The organism is Acidovorax sp. 94, assembly GCF_003634645.1.
Lineage (GTDB): Bacteria > Pseudomonadota > Gammaproteobacteria > Burkholderiales > Burkholderiaceae_C > Acidovorax > Acidovorax facilis.
The window spans coordinates 3158104-3172931 of sequence record NZ_RBJA01000001.1; the positions used below are offsets into that span (position 1 = coordinate 3158104).

Genomic DNA, 14828 nt, shown 5'->3' on the forward strand with positions numbered 1-14828 from the left:
CTGAACCTGCTGAGCCCGGGGCGCTGACAACGCCGCGGGACCCAGGAATCAGCATAAAAATTGCCGCCAGCGCTTATCCATCAAGCGTAAAGAGCTATATTTTTAATAGCAAATTATCAAATCTTTGCTCACGCTGGCCAGCACACGCGCACCGTGCAGCCACCGCCCGGCACCGCCGTGGCACTGATCTGCGCGCCATGGCGCTGCGCCACCGCGCGGCACAGCGCCAGCCCCGCGCCCACGCCGTCAAACTCTGTCTCGCGGTGCAGGCGCTGGAACACGCCGAACAAGCTGCCCGCGCGCGCGGGGTCGAAGCCCACGCCGTTGTCTTGCACCGTAAAAGCCACGTGGCCTGCGGGTGCCGCATCCGCCGACACCGTGATGCACGCGTGCGCCACAGGGCGGGCGAACTTCAGGGCATTGCCCAACACTTGCACCAGCAGTTCCTGCAGCAGCGTGGGGTCGGCCTGCAGAGTGGGCAAATCCGACGCAATGCGCCACTCCACCCCCCGCCCGGCCTCGGCAGCGGCCAGCGCGGCGCGCGCCTGGGCGATGGCACTGCCCAGCGGCACCGGCTGCAGGCGCAGCGGCGCGCGGCTGGCGCGCACCAGGGCTTGCAGGCCGTCGATCATCAGCCCCATGCGCCGGGCAGACTGGTCCATCGTGGCCAGAAAACCCAGCGCCTCCTGCACCTCGGCACCCTGCACCACCTCGGGCGGCAGGTCGCCCAGCACCTCGCGCACCAGCGTGCCGTACGACGTCACGTGCCGCAGCGGCGCGCGCAGGTCGTGCGACACGGCACGCAAGAACTCCTCTTGCGCAGCGGCCATGTCGGCCACCTGCTGCTGGCTGCGGGCCAGCGCGGCGCGCAATCCCTGCAATTGCTGCAGCTCGTCCCCGGCGCTGGCGTCTGGTTCGTTCATGGCTTGGGCTGTTTGGCGGGCCTCGCCCAGTTGGCAATGCTCACCTGCTTGCCCCGCGCCACACTCAGTGCGCCTGGTGCCGTGCTCTTCGTGATGGTGCTGCCACCACCCACCGTGCCGCCTGCGCCAATGGTCACCGGCGCCACCAGCACGCAGTTGCTGCCCACATGCACATCGGCCTCGATCACCGTGCGGTGCTTGTTGGCGCCGTCGTAATTGGCGGTGATGCTGCCCGCACCGTAGTTCACGCGTTCACCCACCGTGGCGTCGCCCAGGTAGGCCAGGTGGTTGGCCTTGGCACCATCGGCCAGGGTGGAATTCTTCACTTCCACAAAGTTGCCGATGTGCACCTCGCGGCCCAGTTGTGCGCCGGGGCGCAGGCGGGCAAACGGGCCGATCAGCGCGCCCTCGCCCACGGTGGCGCCCAGCTTTTCGCCGTCGATGTGGGTGTAGGGGTGGATCACCGCGCCTGCTGCGATGCGTGCGTTGGCAATGCAGCAGTTCGCGCCAATGCTCACGCCCTCGCCCAGCTCCACGCGGCCAGTGAAGACGCAGTTCACGTCGATCTCCACGTCCTGCCCGCAGACCAGCTCGCCACGCACTCCGGTGCGGGTGTCGTCGCGCAGGTCAAAGCGGGCGGGGTCGGCCAGGCGCACGCCTTGCTCCATCAAGGCTCGGGCCTGGCGCAGCTGGTGCGCGCGCTCCAGCTCGGCCAGTTGCAGCGGGCTGTTGACGCCTGCCACTTGCAGAGCGTCGGTGATGCGGTGGGCCACCACGGGCACACCGTCGGCCACGGCCATGGCAACGATGTCGGTGAGGTAGTACTCGCCCTGCGCGTTGTTGTTGGTCAGCCGCGCCAGCCAGGGCGTGAGCAACCGTGCGGGCACGGCCATGATGCCGCTGTAGACCTCGGTGATGGCGCGCTGGGCGTCGCTCGCATCCTTGTGCTCGACGATGCATTGCACGGCATCCGATGTATTGCGCACGATGCGGCCATAGCCGGTGGGGTCGGGCAGGGTCACCGTGAGCAGCGCCAGCCGCTCGCCACCGCTGGCAGCCACCAGGGCGCGCAGGGTGTCGGCCTGGGTCAGGGGCACATCGCCCGACAGCACCACCACCGTGCCGTCATCGCGCAGGTGCGGCACGGCCTGCTGCACCGCGTGGCCGGTGCCCAGCTGGGGTTCCTGGCGCACGAATTTGAGGTCAAAAGAGGCGCTAGCGCTTGCTGCACCTGCGGTAGCCGCTTCTACTTCTGTAGCGCCATGGCCGGTGATGACGATGGCGCTGCGGGCCTGCAGGTGTGCAGCCTGGTCCAGCACATGGTGCAGCAGCGGGCGCCCGGCCAGGCGCTGCAGCACCTTGGGGAGGCGGCTTTTCATGCGCGTGCCCTTGCCGGCCGCCATGATGAGGATGTCGAGTGAGGTCATGAAAGAGGAGATGGGTGGGCGCTGCAAAAGCCCGGCGCGCGGGCATGGCGTGGATTATCGGCTGCAGCCCGCTGGGCGCAAAAAGCTATTAAAACAGTAGCTATTTGCGGTTATCTATCAGGCGCTAGAGGCCATTTCTCTCAGATTTCTGCCGCAGCAGACAGCGTTTACAGCAGCGGCATCAGCCGGGGCGGCGTGTCGTAGTACTCGGCGATGCGCGCAAGAGCCCGGGTGTTGAGCAGGCGCAGGCGGCCGTTCTTCAGCTCGTGCAGGCCCAGCAGCGACAGGCGCCGCAGCGTCTTGTTGGTGTGCACCAGCGACAGCCCCAGGGCGTCGGCAATGTGCTGCTGGTTGAGCGGGAACGCCACTGTGCCGTCCTCCACCAGCCCGATGCGGTCAAGCCGTCGGTACAGGTGCATGAGCAGCATGGCCACGCGCTCGGTGGCGTTGCGGCGGCCGGCGGTAAGCAGGTTGTCGTCCACATGGCCTTCTTCGTGGGCCGACAGCCAGGTGATGTCGTAGCCCAGGCGCGGGTGCTCGCGAAACAGCGCCCACAGGCTGTCGTTCTGGAACACACACAGCGAACAATCGGTCAGCGCCTCGATGCCATGGGTGGAGACATCGCCAAACTCCTGCTGCAGGCCTACCAGGTCGCCAGGCAGCAAAAAATTGAGGATCTGGCGGCGCCCGTCGCTCATGGTCTTGTAGCGAAAGGCCCAGCCCGAATACAGCGTGAACAGCTTGGCGTTGGTCTGGTTTTCGCGCACCAGCGCGCCGCCTGCTTCCACGGCCAGGCTGTCGGTGCGAAAGCCTTCAATGAAGTCCAGCACCTCGGGCTTCACGGCGGTGAAGGCGCCGGTCTTGCGCAATCTGCAATCGTGGCACGTTGGGGGGCAGACATGGGCGGGCAGGGTGGCGTTCATGGTGGCGCAATTCTCATCGATTCACATTTTGCGACAGCACCACAACGCGCCGGGTGGCGCAGCAGTTACATCTATGTCTTTTGACATTGTGCAACCGCCGCGTGCCCCCTACATTGGGCCTCACTTATGAACGTATCCCCCGCCCTTTACGAGGTCCTCTACGTGAGCACCCTCGCCCCCGAGCAACCGCTGAGCGTGGTGGCCGAGATTGCCGGGCGAGCGCGCCAGGTCAACGCGGAGCTGGACGTGACGGGATTGCTGATTTTTGACGGCCAGCGTTTTTGCCAGCAGCTCGAAGGTCCGCAGAAGGCGGTGCTCAAACTCATCGAACGCATCCGCAACGACCCCCGCCATGTCAACGTCGAGGTGCTGCACCACGGCCCGCTGGCGGGCCGGCGTTTTCAACACTTCAGTCTGGCATTCAGCACCGTGGAAGACGAGGATGCACTCGCCCGCATGGAGAAATTGGATGGGGATGCAGCCCTGGCCGCCTTCGAAGCCGTGCGGGGCGAACTCGTCCACTGAGACCGCCCCCCCCACAGCACGGGGCAGACACCAGACGTCAAGCGGCTACCGGCCAGCGCCGCAGGACCAGCGTGGCGTTCACGCCGCCAAAACCAAACCCGTTGAGCATGGCGTGGGAGAGCGCCATGGGCCGGGGCCGCAGCGCTACCAGGTCCAGCCCCTCGGCCAACGCATCGGGCGTGTGCAGGTTCAGCGTGCCCGGCACCACCTGGTCGCGCAGCGCCAGCGTCGTGAAGATGGCGGCCACCGCGCCCGCCGCCCCCAGCAGATGGCCCGTGGCCGACTTGGTGGAGCTGATGGCCACCTGTGACCCCGCGCCAAACACACGGCGAATGGCGGCCAGCTCGCCCCGGTCGCCCACCCCGGTGGACGTGGCGTGGGCGTTCAGATGCTGCACGTCCTGCGCCGTGAGGCCTGCCTGCGCCAGCGCTGCCAGCATGCTGCGCGCTGCGCCGTCACCGTCTTCGGGGCCGGAGGTGATGTGGTACGCGTCGGCCGACGTGCCGTAGCCCACCAGCTCGGCCAGCGGCGTGGCTCCGCGCGCGAGGGCATGGTCCAGCGCCTCGATCACCAGCATGCCCGCGCCCTCGCCCATCACAAAGCCGTCGCGCTGCGCATCGAAGGGGCGCGATGCCTGCTCGGGGGTGTCATTGAACGCCGTGCCGAGCGCCTTGGCCGCTGCAAAGCCGCCCAGGCTCACGCGGTCAATGGCCGCCTCGCTACCGCCGCACAGGGCCACATCGGCCTCGCCGCTGCGGATCAGGCGCGCGGCGTCGCCAATCGCCTGCACGCTGGCGGCGCAGGCGGTGACCGGCGCCCCCAGCGGCCCCTTGAGGCCATGGCGAATCGACACCTGCCCTGCGGCCAGATTGACGAGGAAGGAGGGCACCGTGAACGGCGACAGGCGCTGCGGGCCGCGCGTGTCGGTGGTGCGCACCGCCTCGGCAATCGCGCCAAAGCCGCCAATGCCCGAAGCGATCACCGTGGCCGTGCGCTCGCGCGCACGCTCATCGGCAGGCGGCCAGCCGGCCTGCGCCAGCGCCTGCTGCGCCGCGCCCAGCGCAAAGGGAATGAAGCGGTCCATCTTGCGCTGGTCCTTGGACGAGACGACGGCGTCCACATCCCAGCCGCCTTCGGGGTCTTGCGCCACATCCGGCACCTGCCCCGCCACCTTGGCGGCAATGCCGTCCGTGACCGCGTCCGGCAGGCGTGACAGGCCCGAGCGCCCGGCCAGCAGGCGCTGCCAGACCAGTTCCACGCCGCAGCCCAGCGGCGACACCAGGCCCATGCCCGTGACCACAACGCGCCGCATCAGGCCACCGCCTTGTCGCAGCACAAACCACTCCACACCTCGGCACCACGGCCGCCAGGGATCATTTTTTTCATGCATTCACCTCGTCAGACAAATTGGGCGCAGCACCAAGAACCGGTTCTGGGGTGCTGCAGCGACGCGCGGAAAGGGCCCGCGCCTTTATGATTGCAGCCATCATCATAAAGGCACAACCGCTTTTTGCGTACGCTCGCAATCAATAAGAGGCTCCCATGAAGGTTTCCAAAGCACAGGCCGCAGAGAACCGGCAGGGCATCCTGGATGCAGCCTCCCGCCTGTACCGTGAGCGGGGGCTGACCGGCGTGGGCGTGGCCGACATCACGCGCGATGCCGGGCTCACCCATGGCGGGCTGTACCGGCATTTCGCCTCCAAGGACGCGCTGGTGCAGGAGGCGTGTGCGCGGGCGTTTGACTGGTCGATGACCCCGCTGGAAGGCGCCACACCTCACACCACCGTGGGCGAGCGCATCCAGCGCTACCTCTCGCCCCAGCACCGCGACGCGCCGGGCACCGGCTGCCCCGTCGCCGCGCTGGCGGTGGACGCCGCACGGGCGGGCGGTGGGCTGTCGGAAGTGTTTGCCGAGGGCATCGAGCGCAACATCCAGCGGTTTGCCCAGTTGTTGGTCGACAGCAGGGCCGAGGCAGGCAGCGCAACCGTGCGGTCACAAGACCGGGATTGCGCGATACAAGTGCTGGCCACCATGGTCGGCGGGCTGGTGCTGGCCCGAGCCACCGCTGCGGCGCAGCCCGCGTTGTCGGATGAACTGCTGACGACGCTGCAGACCCAGCTGATTGGGCTGTTGGGCGAAGAGCCGCGCTGACGGTCTGGTGATTCCCCGTTCGCTATTAAAAAAAGAGCTGCTACCGCTTGATGGACAAGCGGTAGCAGCTCTTTTGACTCTAACCCCACACCCAACCGAGGCGACCGAGCGCCTCAGATCAGGTCAGGCGCAGCAGGCATCGCCCCAGGCGGGAGCCCCGTTGCCAACGGACGCACGGCGCCACCAGGATGCGGGGCGGGCACTGGCGGCATCGCCATCCACCCAGCGGTACTGCAGACGGCGGCCGTTCAGCGGCTCGACCACCACAGACTGGCCCGCAGCCACGGGCAGCGACTGCCCTGCGCACAGGAACACGTCGCTGCTGTCGCCCAGGCCCTTGCCCAGCGTGACCCAGGCCTGGCCTTCGGCAATGCGCAAAGTCATTGCAACCTTGGGTGCCAGCGTGACAGCAGCGCCCGCTGCCACGTTGCCGGTGCTACCAGCGACCGCGCCCAGCGCGCGGGAAGATGCAAACAGATGAAGAGCGTGAGAGGTTGTCATGGTGTTCTCCGGGTAAACCCTAATAAGACCGTATGGTGCGCGGCTTGCAGAACAACGTCCAATGAAAAGCACGGCACCTATTGATGCTTTTCCTGCATATACGCTTCAAGCGGGCTTGCGCTGTAGCGGTGCTGCTATCCGATGCAGAGCAAACCGGGCCAGACCGGCGGCAAACCGGCCGCCTGCACCCGTCACATCGGCCAGCGCCGCACCCAGGGCGCGCCCGCTTTGGCCCAGTGCCTGCACCAGGTCGCGCAGCGGCTGCACCACGCCACATTCCCAGTCGCGGGCGGCCAGGCTGGCGGGCTGCGCCGTGGCGGGTGCCACCACGCTGTCCCAACGGAAAGCCACGGCCTCAGCGTTGCCCCGGGGGTTCCAGGCTTCCATCACCACATGCTGGCCCGGCGCAATGGTCAATTGCTCCCCAGCCCGCAGCACATGATCGGCCGCCGCACCCGGCAAATCCGCCAAAGACCCGCTCAGGGTGAGCCAGACCTGCCCCTGCGCAATCTGCAATACACCATGGGTGTGCGGCCGCAGCGACAAGGCCCGGCCTGTGGCCAGTTTCCAGCAACCGGCCGCACGACGGCCAGCCCGGGCGGCGTGGACGGATTGTTGCGATTCCAGAACGTTGCGGGGGGACATGACAGGCTCCTTGGCTTCAGTAAAACGTGTTGAGGAGCCTGAATGGTGCGCCTTCCACCGTACACAGTCCAATGAAAACGCGGTACGCTATTCATTCCGTCAACGCATGAATCGCCCTCCAGGACACCTGCCATGGCCTCTGCCGAATATTCCCCCGCCGTCCTTCGCACCCGCCCCGTGGCCACCGGGCACTGGCGCGCCTTTCTCGCTGTGGCCAAACACCTGAACTTCCGCGCCGCCGCCGACGAACTGGCGCTCACCCAGTCGGCCGTAAGCCGCCAGATCCAGGCGCTGGAAGAAGAGGTGGGCGTGCCCCTGTTTCTGCGCCACACCCGCGCGGTGGAGCTGACCAGCGCGGGCGCGCAGTTGCAGCGCGCCGTGGGCCCGGCGCTGGAGCGCATGGACGCCGCCGTGCGACTGGTGCGCCAGACGGCCGGACGACGCAGTGTGGCTATCACCACCTGGGCCAGCTTTGCATCGATGTGGCTGATCCCGCGCATGGAGGAGTTTCAGCGCGACAACCCGGGCATCGACATTCGCATTGATGCAAGCGACGTGCAGGTCGATCTGGAAACCTCGGACGTGGACCTGGCCCTGCGCTACGCCATGCCCGCCGGCGCCACGCAAGGCGGCATCCGCCTGTTTGGCGAGCAACTGGCCGTGGTGGCCAGCCCCTGGCTGCTCAAGAGCGGCAAACCGCTGCGCACGCCGGCCGACGTGGCGCAGTTCACCCTGATCGAGGCAGGCGACGCCCACCGCACGCACTACCTGGAGTACCTGAGCTGGCGCCGCTGGTTCGACACGCGCGACCTGACCAAGCTCCAGCCCCAGCGCTGGCTGTACTTCAACTACGCCCACCAGATCGTGCAGGCCGCGCTGGCCGGCCAGGGCCTGGCGCTGGCACGCATGCCGCTGATTGCCGATGCGCTGGCCGCTGGCGACCTGGTGGAGGTGCTGCCCGGCCACCGCATCGACTCGCCGCTGGCCTATTGGCTCATGGTGGGGCCACGCAGCGCGCAGCGGCCGGAGATCAAGGCCTTCTGCGCCTGGCTGCAGGTGCAGGCCGAGGCCACCCGCCAGGCAATTGGCGATGTGCCCGATCCGGATTTGAACGACAACCTGGACGGGGCCTGATGAAGAAAGCGCTGAGCCTTGCGGCTTCAGCGCTTCAAATTTTATAGCTGCCAGCGCTTATTCGACAAGCGCCGACAGCCAATCTGACTTAAAAATCAGGACAAAGTCACTCTTGCGAACTTGCGCTTGCCCACCTGCACCACGTAGGTGCCCGCAGCCAGCTTCAAGCCCTTGTCGCTGACCACGCTGCCATCCACACGCACGCCGCCGCCGTCGATCAGGCGGTTGGCCTCGCTGCCCGAGGGCGCCAGGTTGGCCTGCTTGAGCAAGGCACCGATGCCCAGCGGTGCACCGGAGAGCGCCACCTCGGGAATGTCTTCGGGCACGCCGCCCTTGCTGCGGTTGATGAAGTCCTGTTCGGCCGCATCGGCCGCCGCCGCGCTGTGGAAGCGCGTGGTGATCTCCTTGGCCAGCATCACCTTGGCATCCTTGGGGTTGCGCCCGCCCTCCACCTCGGCCTTGAGTACGGCGATCTCGGCCAGGCTCTTGAACGACAGCAGCGTGTACCAGTCCCACATCAGGGTGTCGCTGATGGACAGCACCTTGGCGAACATGGTGTTGGCGTCTTCGGTGATGCCGATGTAGTTGTTCTTGGACTTGGACATCTTGTCCACGCCATCGAGCCCCACCAGGAGCGGCATGGTGAGCACACACTGCGGCTCCTGGCCATATTCCTGCTGCAGATGGCGGCCCATGAGCAGGTTGAACTTCTGGTCCGTGCCGCCCAGCTCCAGGTCGCTCTTGAGCGCCACCGAGTCGTAGCCCTGCATCAGCGGGTACAGGAACTCGTGCACCGCAATGGACTGGCCGGTGGTGAAGCGCTTGTGGAAGTCGTCGCGCTCCATCATGCGCGCCACGGTGTAGCGCGAGGCGAGCTGGATCATGCCGCTCGCGCCCAGGGGTTCGCTCCACTCGCTGTTGTAGCGAATCTCGGTCTTGGCCGGGTCCAGCACCATGCTGGCCTGCTTGTAATAGGTCTCGGCGTTCACCTTGATCTGCTCGGGCGTGAGCGGCGGGCGCGTGCTGTTGCGGCCCGAGGGGTCGCCGATCAGGCTGGTGAAGTCCCCGATCAGGAAAATCACCTGGTGGCCCAGATCTTGCAATTGCCGCATCTTGTTCAGCACCACCGTGTGGCCGATGTGGATGTCGGGAGCCGTGGGATCGAGCCCGAGTTTGATGCGCAGCGGCTGGCCTGTGGCCTCCGAGCGCGCCAGCTTCTTGACCCATTCGTCCTGCGGCAGCAGCTCTTGCACGCCACGCAGGGAGATTTCGAGGGCCTGTCTTACACCATCAGAGACCGGGGTTGTTGTAACAGCAGATTGATTCATAAGGGTTTTTTGGGATGTCTAGACAGCATGCACCGCTATACTTCAGCCCACATTGCTTGAGGCGGATTCTAGTGGGACCGCTGTTTCGACCTGTTTTTGACCATTCTGTCGAACGGCTGCAGCCTGACAGTCTGTGCTCCATGCCTTGCCCCGCGCCAGCGCCGGGGAAGTGTCACGGATTCACTCTCACCCTGGGGATAGACCATTGATTCACGGCTTGACCACCGCCAGCTCGGCTTTGCTTGACCGGCTGTCCCGCACGATCCAACAACATCCCAAACGCATCACCGCCGCCGTCGCAGCCATCCTGCTGACGGGTGGTGGCGGCGCATTCGCTGTGGCGTCCTTTGCGCCGGACCCGGCCGAGCTACCGGTGCGCATGGTGAGCTACCCCGTTGAATCGCTGGCAGAAAACCTCGTGCTGGGCGAGCTGGAAGCCCCGGGCTTTTCGCTGTTCCGCTCCGAACAGGTGCGCAGCAGCGACACCCCCGAGTCGCTGCTGCAGCGCATGGGCGTGGCCGACCCGGCCGCCGCTGCATTCATGCGTGGTGACACTCCTGTGCGACAAAATGTGCTGGGCCGCACCGGCCGGATCGTGTCGGCAGAGACCACCGACGACCACCGCCTGATTCGCCTTACGGTGCGCTGGGTGCCGGACGACAGTGGCAACTTCCGCCGCCTGATCGTCGAGCGCACGGGCGACAACAAGTTTGCGACGCGCATCGAAACCGCCAAGATGACGACCAACAGTCGGCTGGCGGGCGGCATCATCCACAGCTCGCTGTTTGCCGCTACCGATGCGTCCAACATCCCCGACGCCGTGGCCGTGCAAATGGCCGAGCTGTTCTCGGGCAACATCGACTTTCGCCGTTCGCTTCGCAAGGGCGACCGCTTCTCGGTGGTGTACGAAACGCTGGAAGCCGATGGCGAGCCCCTGTCCAGTGGCCGCGTTCTGAGCGCCGAGTTCGTGAATAACGGCAAGACCCATGAGGCCGTCTGGTTCCAGGAACCCGGTGCCGCCAAGGGCGCCTACTACACGCTGGACGGCGAAAGCATGCGCCGCGCGTACCTCACATCCCCGGTGGAGTTCTCGCGCGTGACCAGCGGCTTCAAGATGCGCCTGCACCCCATCCTGAAGACCTGGCGCGCCCACCTGGGCACCGACTTCGCCGCGCCCACCGGCACCGCAGTGCGCACCGTGGGCGATGGCGTGGTGGAGTTTGCGGGCGTGCAGAACGGTTTTGGCAATGTGGTCTTCGTCAAGCACCGCAACCAGCACGTCACCGTGTATGCCCACCTGAGCCGCATCGACGTGCGCCAGGGACAGTCGGTCGAACAAGGCCAGACCCTGGGTGCCGTGGGCGCCACAGGCTGGGCCACCGGCCCGCACCTGCACTTTGAGTTCCGCGTCAACGGCGTACACCAGGATCCGCAGACCATCGTGGCCCAGAGCGAGGCCGCAGCGCCAGTCTCAGCGGCTTCGCGCCCTGCGTTTGACCGCCTGGCTGCCAACATGCGTATCCAGCTGTCGGCCGCTGCACGGATCGAACAAGCCAGCGCAGAGTGAAGTGAAGCCCCCCCTGAGTCGCTTCGCGCCTTCCCCCCACGGGGGGACGCCACCAGCGTACGCAAGCGAAGCTCCGCATACGCGGCGCGGCGGCCCTTGCGCGGCAGTCACTGGCCTCGGCCGCGCCGCTTGCCTGGGCTTTGGGGCCCCTGGACCTGAGGCTCTTCCATCCACGCCTTCACAGTCCACACGGCTCCTGTGAGCGCATCCGAGCTGTACATCGGCCTGATGTCGGGCACCTCGCTCGATGGCATCGACGGGGTGCTGGCCGATTTTTCCGGCTCGCACTGTGTGGTCACCCACCATGCCAGCGCGCCCTTCGCGCCCGAACTGCGGGCCGAACTGATGGCCCTCAACACGTCGGGCACTGACGAACTGCACCGCGCCGCGCTGACAGGCAACGCCCTGTCGCGGGCCTACGCGCAGATTGTGCAAACGCTGCTCGAACACAGCGGGCAGCCAGCATCCTCCATCCGCGCCATCGGCGCCCACGGACAGACGGTGCGCCACCGCCCCCAGGAATTTGATGACACGGGCTACACCCTGCAGCTGGGCAACCCGGCCCTGCTGGCGGAGTGCACCGGCATCACGGTGGTGGCCGATTTCCGCAGCCGCGATGTAGCGGCAGGTGGACAGGGTGCACCCCTGGTGCCAGCGTTTCACCAGGGGGTTTTTGGCCGCGCGGGTGAAACCGTGCTGGTGCTCAACATCGGCGGCATCTCCAACCTCAGCGTGCTGGGCGCCGACGGCAGTGTGCTGGGCTTTGACTGCGGCCCCGGCAACGCGCTGATGGACTACTGGTGCCAACGGCACACCGGCCAGGCTTTCGACGCAGGAGGCGCGTGGGCCGCCAGCGGAAAGGTGCTGCCGGAGTTGCTGGCATCGTTGCTGGACGAACCCTTTTTGCACAAGCCACCCCCCAAGAGCACGGGACGCGATCTGTTCAACCCCGCATGGCTCGCCCACCACCTGGCGCCGTTCGCACAGGCAAACCCTGCCGACGTACAAGCGACCCTGACCGAATACACCGCCCGCGCATGTGCAATAAGCGCAAACAGCTACAAAAAAAATAGCAAAACGATGGCAGTGTGCGGCGGTGGCGCACTCAATGCCTACTTGATGGCACGGCTGCAGGCAGCCTGCCCTGGCGTGCAGGTCACCGCCACCGATACCCTGGGCCTGCCCGCATTACAGGTGGAGGCGGCGGCCTTTGCCTGGCTGGCACAGCAGGCGATGCACGGACGGCCCGGCAACCTGGCCAGTGTGACCGGCGCTGCGGGAGCCCGTGTGCTGGGCGCTGTTTACCCAGCCTGAAAAAACAAAAGCCGCCCATGCGGGCGGCTACGTGGTAAGAGGTCAGGTACAGAGCGGTGTGTACCACCTGATCCCTACCCTCTCCGTGTCAGGCAGAGAAGCTGGAGCCACAGCCGCAGGTCGTCGTGGCATTGGGGTTCTTGATAACGAACTGAGCCCCTTGCAGGTCTTCCTTGTAGTCAATCTCGGCGCCGACGAGGTATTGGTAGCTCATGGCATCGATCAACAGCGACACACCGTTCTTCGTCATGGTGGTGTCGTCTTCATTGGTGATTTCATCAAAGGTGAAGCCGTACTGAAAACCCGAGCAACCGCCGCCTTGCACAAAAACGCGCAGTTTCAGGTCAGGGTTGCCCTCTTCGGCAATCAGGTCCGCCACCTTGGCCGCCGCGCTGTCCGTAAACAGGATGGGGGCAGGCATTTCGGTCTGGATGTTTTCGGCAACAGCGCTCATGGGGTACTCCGGGTTCAAAGTTTGCGGTGAATAGTACTGCAGTCTTCTCGGGAATTCAGTTCACTGCCCGTTTGACGCTAACTTCAGTGGGGGCTTTTCCTCCACCAGCACAGCCACCGGGCACATCTGCCCGGCAATCACGGCGCCCTGGTGCATCTCCAGCGCCTTGTAGTGCACATTGCCGGTAATCTTGGCCTTGGGCTGCAATTCCAGCAGTTCGGCAGCGTGCACAGGCCCCACCACCTGGCCATTGACGATCACATGGTCGGCATGCACCGCCCCCTCCACGCGCGCCGTCTCGGAAATCACCAGGATGCTGGGCTGCTCCGAACCCGCACGGATGTCCCCCACCACCTCGCCATCAATGCGCATGCCTTCGGCAAAGTGCACATCTCCCTCGATCCGGGTGCCCTGGGCGATCAGGCTTTTGATCGGTGGCTGCTTCTTGCGGGAAAACATGGGTGAAAACTCCTCAATGCGCATGCTCCAACCCGGAGCATACAAACGGAAAACGACGGGGCAGAAAGCCCACGGAAAACGGCTACGGCGCGAAGCCCCGCACACATCACCCCTGCCTGCCACAACGACCGGCGCAGGGCTGTATGGGGCCTTGCAGCAGGCTGGATGAGAGGCTCCCCGGAGGGGCCAACCCTGCTGCCGGACTAGTCGATGGTCATGGCCTGCACGGCGCGAACCGCAGAGCCCTCCAGCACGCGCGCGGTCACGGTTTTTACCACGGCGCTGGGGGGCAGATCGAGCACACCCTCAATGCGCCGGTACTGCTTGACCTGCAGTGGCTGCCCTTGGGCCGGCTGGGTCTGGGTCCAGGGCTTGCCATCCTGGGTGCCCGTCAGAACCAGTTCCAGCCGGCCATTGAATTCGGGGGCATTGCGCGTCGCCTGGATCACCAGGACCTGCCAGCGCAGCTGCATTCCCCCCAGCACCTCGGCCTGCAGACTACGGATCGCCAGCCCTTCGGCCTTTGCGGCGGGAATCAGCTTTTCAAAGAACCCCAGGTCTTCGCGCAGCGTGCGGTTGTCGGTCTCCAGCTGCCGAACCTGCGCCATCAGGCTTTCCTTGGCAGCCCGCTCGGCCACCAGAAGACTCTCCGCCGTATGGGCTACCGTCTGTTGCTCTTGCCCCTCAGCCCGCAGGCGATCCACTTCCGCCCGCAATTGCAGGAGTTCGTCACGGGAGACGGTATCCAGCCCTGCGATGGACTTTCCAAACTCGAAGGCCCAGAGGGCTACTGCCGCACAGAAACCAAAAACCACGGCCAGGGCCAGCCAGCGAAGGGGCCAGGGCAAGGCACTGCGGATGGCCACCCTCGGGGCGCTGATCGTCAGTCGGCGGCGCAGAAGGCGAAGGCGCATGGTGAGAAGGGGTGAAACATCAGGATGGCTCGGAGAAAAGAGCGCACCTTAAACGAAAAAACCGCCCGAAGGCGGTTTTTTGTTCTGTAAAGCAGTCCGAGGAAAGCTTCGCAGGGAGAAGGATGCCAGCCCAAAAGCCGCCATCCCTCCAGAGCCCAACCAGCTTAACGCTTGGAGAACTGCTTGGCGCGGCGTGCGGAATGCAGACCGACCTTCTTACGCTCGACTTCACGGGCATCACGCGTCACGAAGCCAGCTTGGCTCAGGACGGGCTTGAGGGATGCGTCGTAGTCGATCAAAGCACGGGTGATACCGTGGCGGGCAGCACCAGCCTGGCCGGATTCACCACCACCGTGCACGTTGATCTGGATGTCGAAGGTTTCGACATGGTTGGTCAACGCCAGGGGTTGCTTGGCAATCATGATCGAGGTTTCGCGGCCGAAGTAGGACTGGATGTCCTTGCCGTTCACCGTGATCTTGCCGGAGCCTTTTTTCAGAAACACGCGGGCGACGCTGGACTTGCGACGGCCGGTGCCATTGTTCCATTCACCAATCATCTCAAG

At 65.6% G+C, this 14828-nt stretch carries 16 protein-coding genes; 5 read left to right on the forward strand and 11 right to left on the reverse strand.

The window, feature by feature from the left end; translation table 11 throughout:
* Nucleotides 1-128: 128 nt before the first annotated feature.
* From C8C94_RS14480 to C8C94_RS14490, 3 genes are all read right to left on the reverse strand, one after another.
* Entirely contained in the window at nt 129-923 is a 795-nt protein-coding gene (locus C8C94_RS14480) for an ATP-binding protein (protein WP_121421215.1), read from the reverse strand.
* Entirely contained in the window at nt 920-2350 is a 1431-nt protein-coding gene (gene glmU, locus C8C94_RS14485) for a bifunctional UDP-N-acetylglucosamine diphosphorylase/glucosamine-1-phosphate N-acetyltransferase GlmU (protein ID WP_121421216.1), read from the reverse strand. The genes C8C94_RS14480 and glmU overlap by 4 nt, the downstream gene beginning before the upstream one ends.
* 167 nt (nt 2351-2517) lie before the next feature.
* Complete coding sequence (locus C8C94_RS14490) at nt 2518-3273, reverse strand: Crp/Fnr family transcriptional regulator (RefSeq protein ID WP_121421217.1); 756 nt, start codon at nt 3271-3273, stop codon at nt 2518-2520.
* Between the two features lie 126 nt (nt 3274-3399).
* Between C8C94_RS14490 and C8C94_RS14495 the strand changes: the two genes are divergently transcribed.
* The gene (locus tag C8C94_RS14495) at nt 3400-3798 is read left to right on the forward strand and encodes a BLUF domain-containing protein (protein WP_055394662.1); all 399 of its coding nucleotides are present in this window, start codon (nt 3400-3402) and stop codon (nt 3796-3798) included.
* Nucleotides 3799-3835: 37 nt separating this feature from the next.
* Here C8C94_RS14495 and fabF read toward each other — a convergent pair whose 3' ends face one another.
* On the reverse strand, nt 3836-5110 hold the full coding sequence (fabF, locus tag C8C94_RS14500) for a beta-ketoacyl-ACP synthase II (RefSeq protein ID WP_121422874.1): 1275 nt from the start codon (nt 5108-5110) through the stop codon (nt 3836-3838).
* Between the two features lie 230 nt (nt 5111-5340).
* On the opposite strand from fabF, the gene C8C94_RS14505 reads away from it, so the two are divergent.
* The gene (locus tag C8C94_RS14505; RefSeq protein ID WP_121421218.1) at nt 5341-5949 is read left to right on the forward strand and encodes a TetR/AcrR family transcriptional regulator; all 609 of its coding nucleotides are present in this window, start codon (nt 5341-5343) and stop codon (nt 5947-5949) included.
* 123 nt (nt 5950-6072) lie between these two features.
* Here C8C94_RS14505 and C8C94_RS14510 read toward each other — a convergent pair whose 3' ends face one another.
* Both C8C94_RS14510 and C8C94_RS14515 read right to left on the reverse strand, forming a co-directional pair.
* On the reverse strand, nt 6073-6450 hold the full coding sequence (locus C8C94_RS14510) for a DUF2917 domain-containing protein (RefSeq protein ID WP_121421219.1): 378 nt from the start codon (nt 6448-6450) through the stop codon (nt 6073-6075).
* Between the two features lie 105 nt (nt 6451-6555).
* Complete coding sequence (locus C8C94_RS14515; RefSeq protein WP_121421220.1) at nt 6556-7095, reverse strand: DUF2917 domain-containing protein; 540 nt, start codon at nt 7093-7095, stop codon at nt 6556-6558.
* A 132-nt stretch (nt 7096-7227) separates the two neighbouring features.
* Between C8C94_RS14515 and C8C94_RS14520 the strand changes: the two genes are divergently transcribed.
* The gene (locus C8C94_RS14520) at nt 7228-8229 is read left to right on the forward strand and encodes a LysR substrate-binding domain-containing protein (protein WP_121421221.1); all 1002 of its coding nucleotides are present in this window, start codon (nt 7228-7230) and stop codon (nt 8227-8229) included.
* A 95-nt stretch (nt 8230-8324) separates the two neighbouring features.
* Here C8C94_RS14520 and tyrS read toward each other — a convergent pair whose 3' ends face one another.
* Nucleotides 8325-9557, reverse strand: coding sequence for a tyrosine--tRNA ligase (tyrS, locus tag C8C94_RS14525; protein WP_121421222.1), 1233 nt, complete (start codon nt 9555-9557; stop codon nt 8325-8327).
* Nucleotides 9558-9762: 205 nt separating this feature from the next.
* Here tyrS and C8C94_RS14530 point away from each other — a divergent pair, with 205 nt between their 5' ends.
* The gene (locus C8C94_RS14530) at nt 9763-11124 is read left to right on the forward strand and encodes a M23 family metallopeptidase (RefSeq protein WP_121421223.1); all 1362 of its coding nucleotides are present in this window, start codon (nt 9763-9765) and stop codon (nt 11122-11124) included.
* A gap of 198 nt (nt 11125-11322) precedes the next feature.
* Complete coding sequence (locus C8C94_RS14535; RefSeq protein WP_255424240.1) at nt 11323-12438, forward strand: anhydro-N-acetylmuramic acid kinase; 1116 nt, start codon at nt 11323-11325, stop codon at nt 12436-12438.
* A gap of 88 nt (nt 12439-12526) precedes the next feature.
* Here the strand turns inward: C8C94_RS14535 and erpA are convergent, their stop codons facing one another.
* The 4 genes from erpA to rpsI form a co-directional block, all read right to left on the reverse strand.
* Nucleotides 12527-12892: an iron-sulfur cluster insertion protein ErpA gene (gene erpA, locus C8C94_RS14540; protein ID WP_008907234.1), complete on the reverse strand. Its 366-nt coding sequence runs from the start codon at nt 12890-12892 to the stop codon at nt 12527-12529.
* Between the two features lie 60 nt (nt 12893-12952).
* A complete protein-coding gene (locus C8C94_RS14545; protein ID WP_055394679.1) occupies nt 12953-13351 on the reverse strand; it encodes a polymer-forming cytoskeletal protein in 399 nt (132 codons plus the stop codon).
* A 203-nt stretch (nt 13352-13554) separates the two neighbouring features.
* A complete protein-coding gene (locus tag C8C94_RS14550; RefSeq protein ID WP_055394671.1) occupies nt 13555-14265 on the reverse strand; it encodes a DUF6776 family protein in 711 nt (236 codons plus the stop codon).
* Nucleotides 14266-14429: 164 nt separating this feature from the next.
* A complete protein-coding gene (gene rpsI / locus C8C94_RS14555) occupies nt 14430-14822 on the reverse strand; it encodes a 30S ribosomal protein S9 (protein ID WP_005798582.1) in 393 nt (130 codons plus the stop codon).
* Nucleotides 14823-14828: the final 6 nt, after the last annotated feature.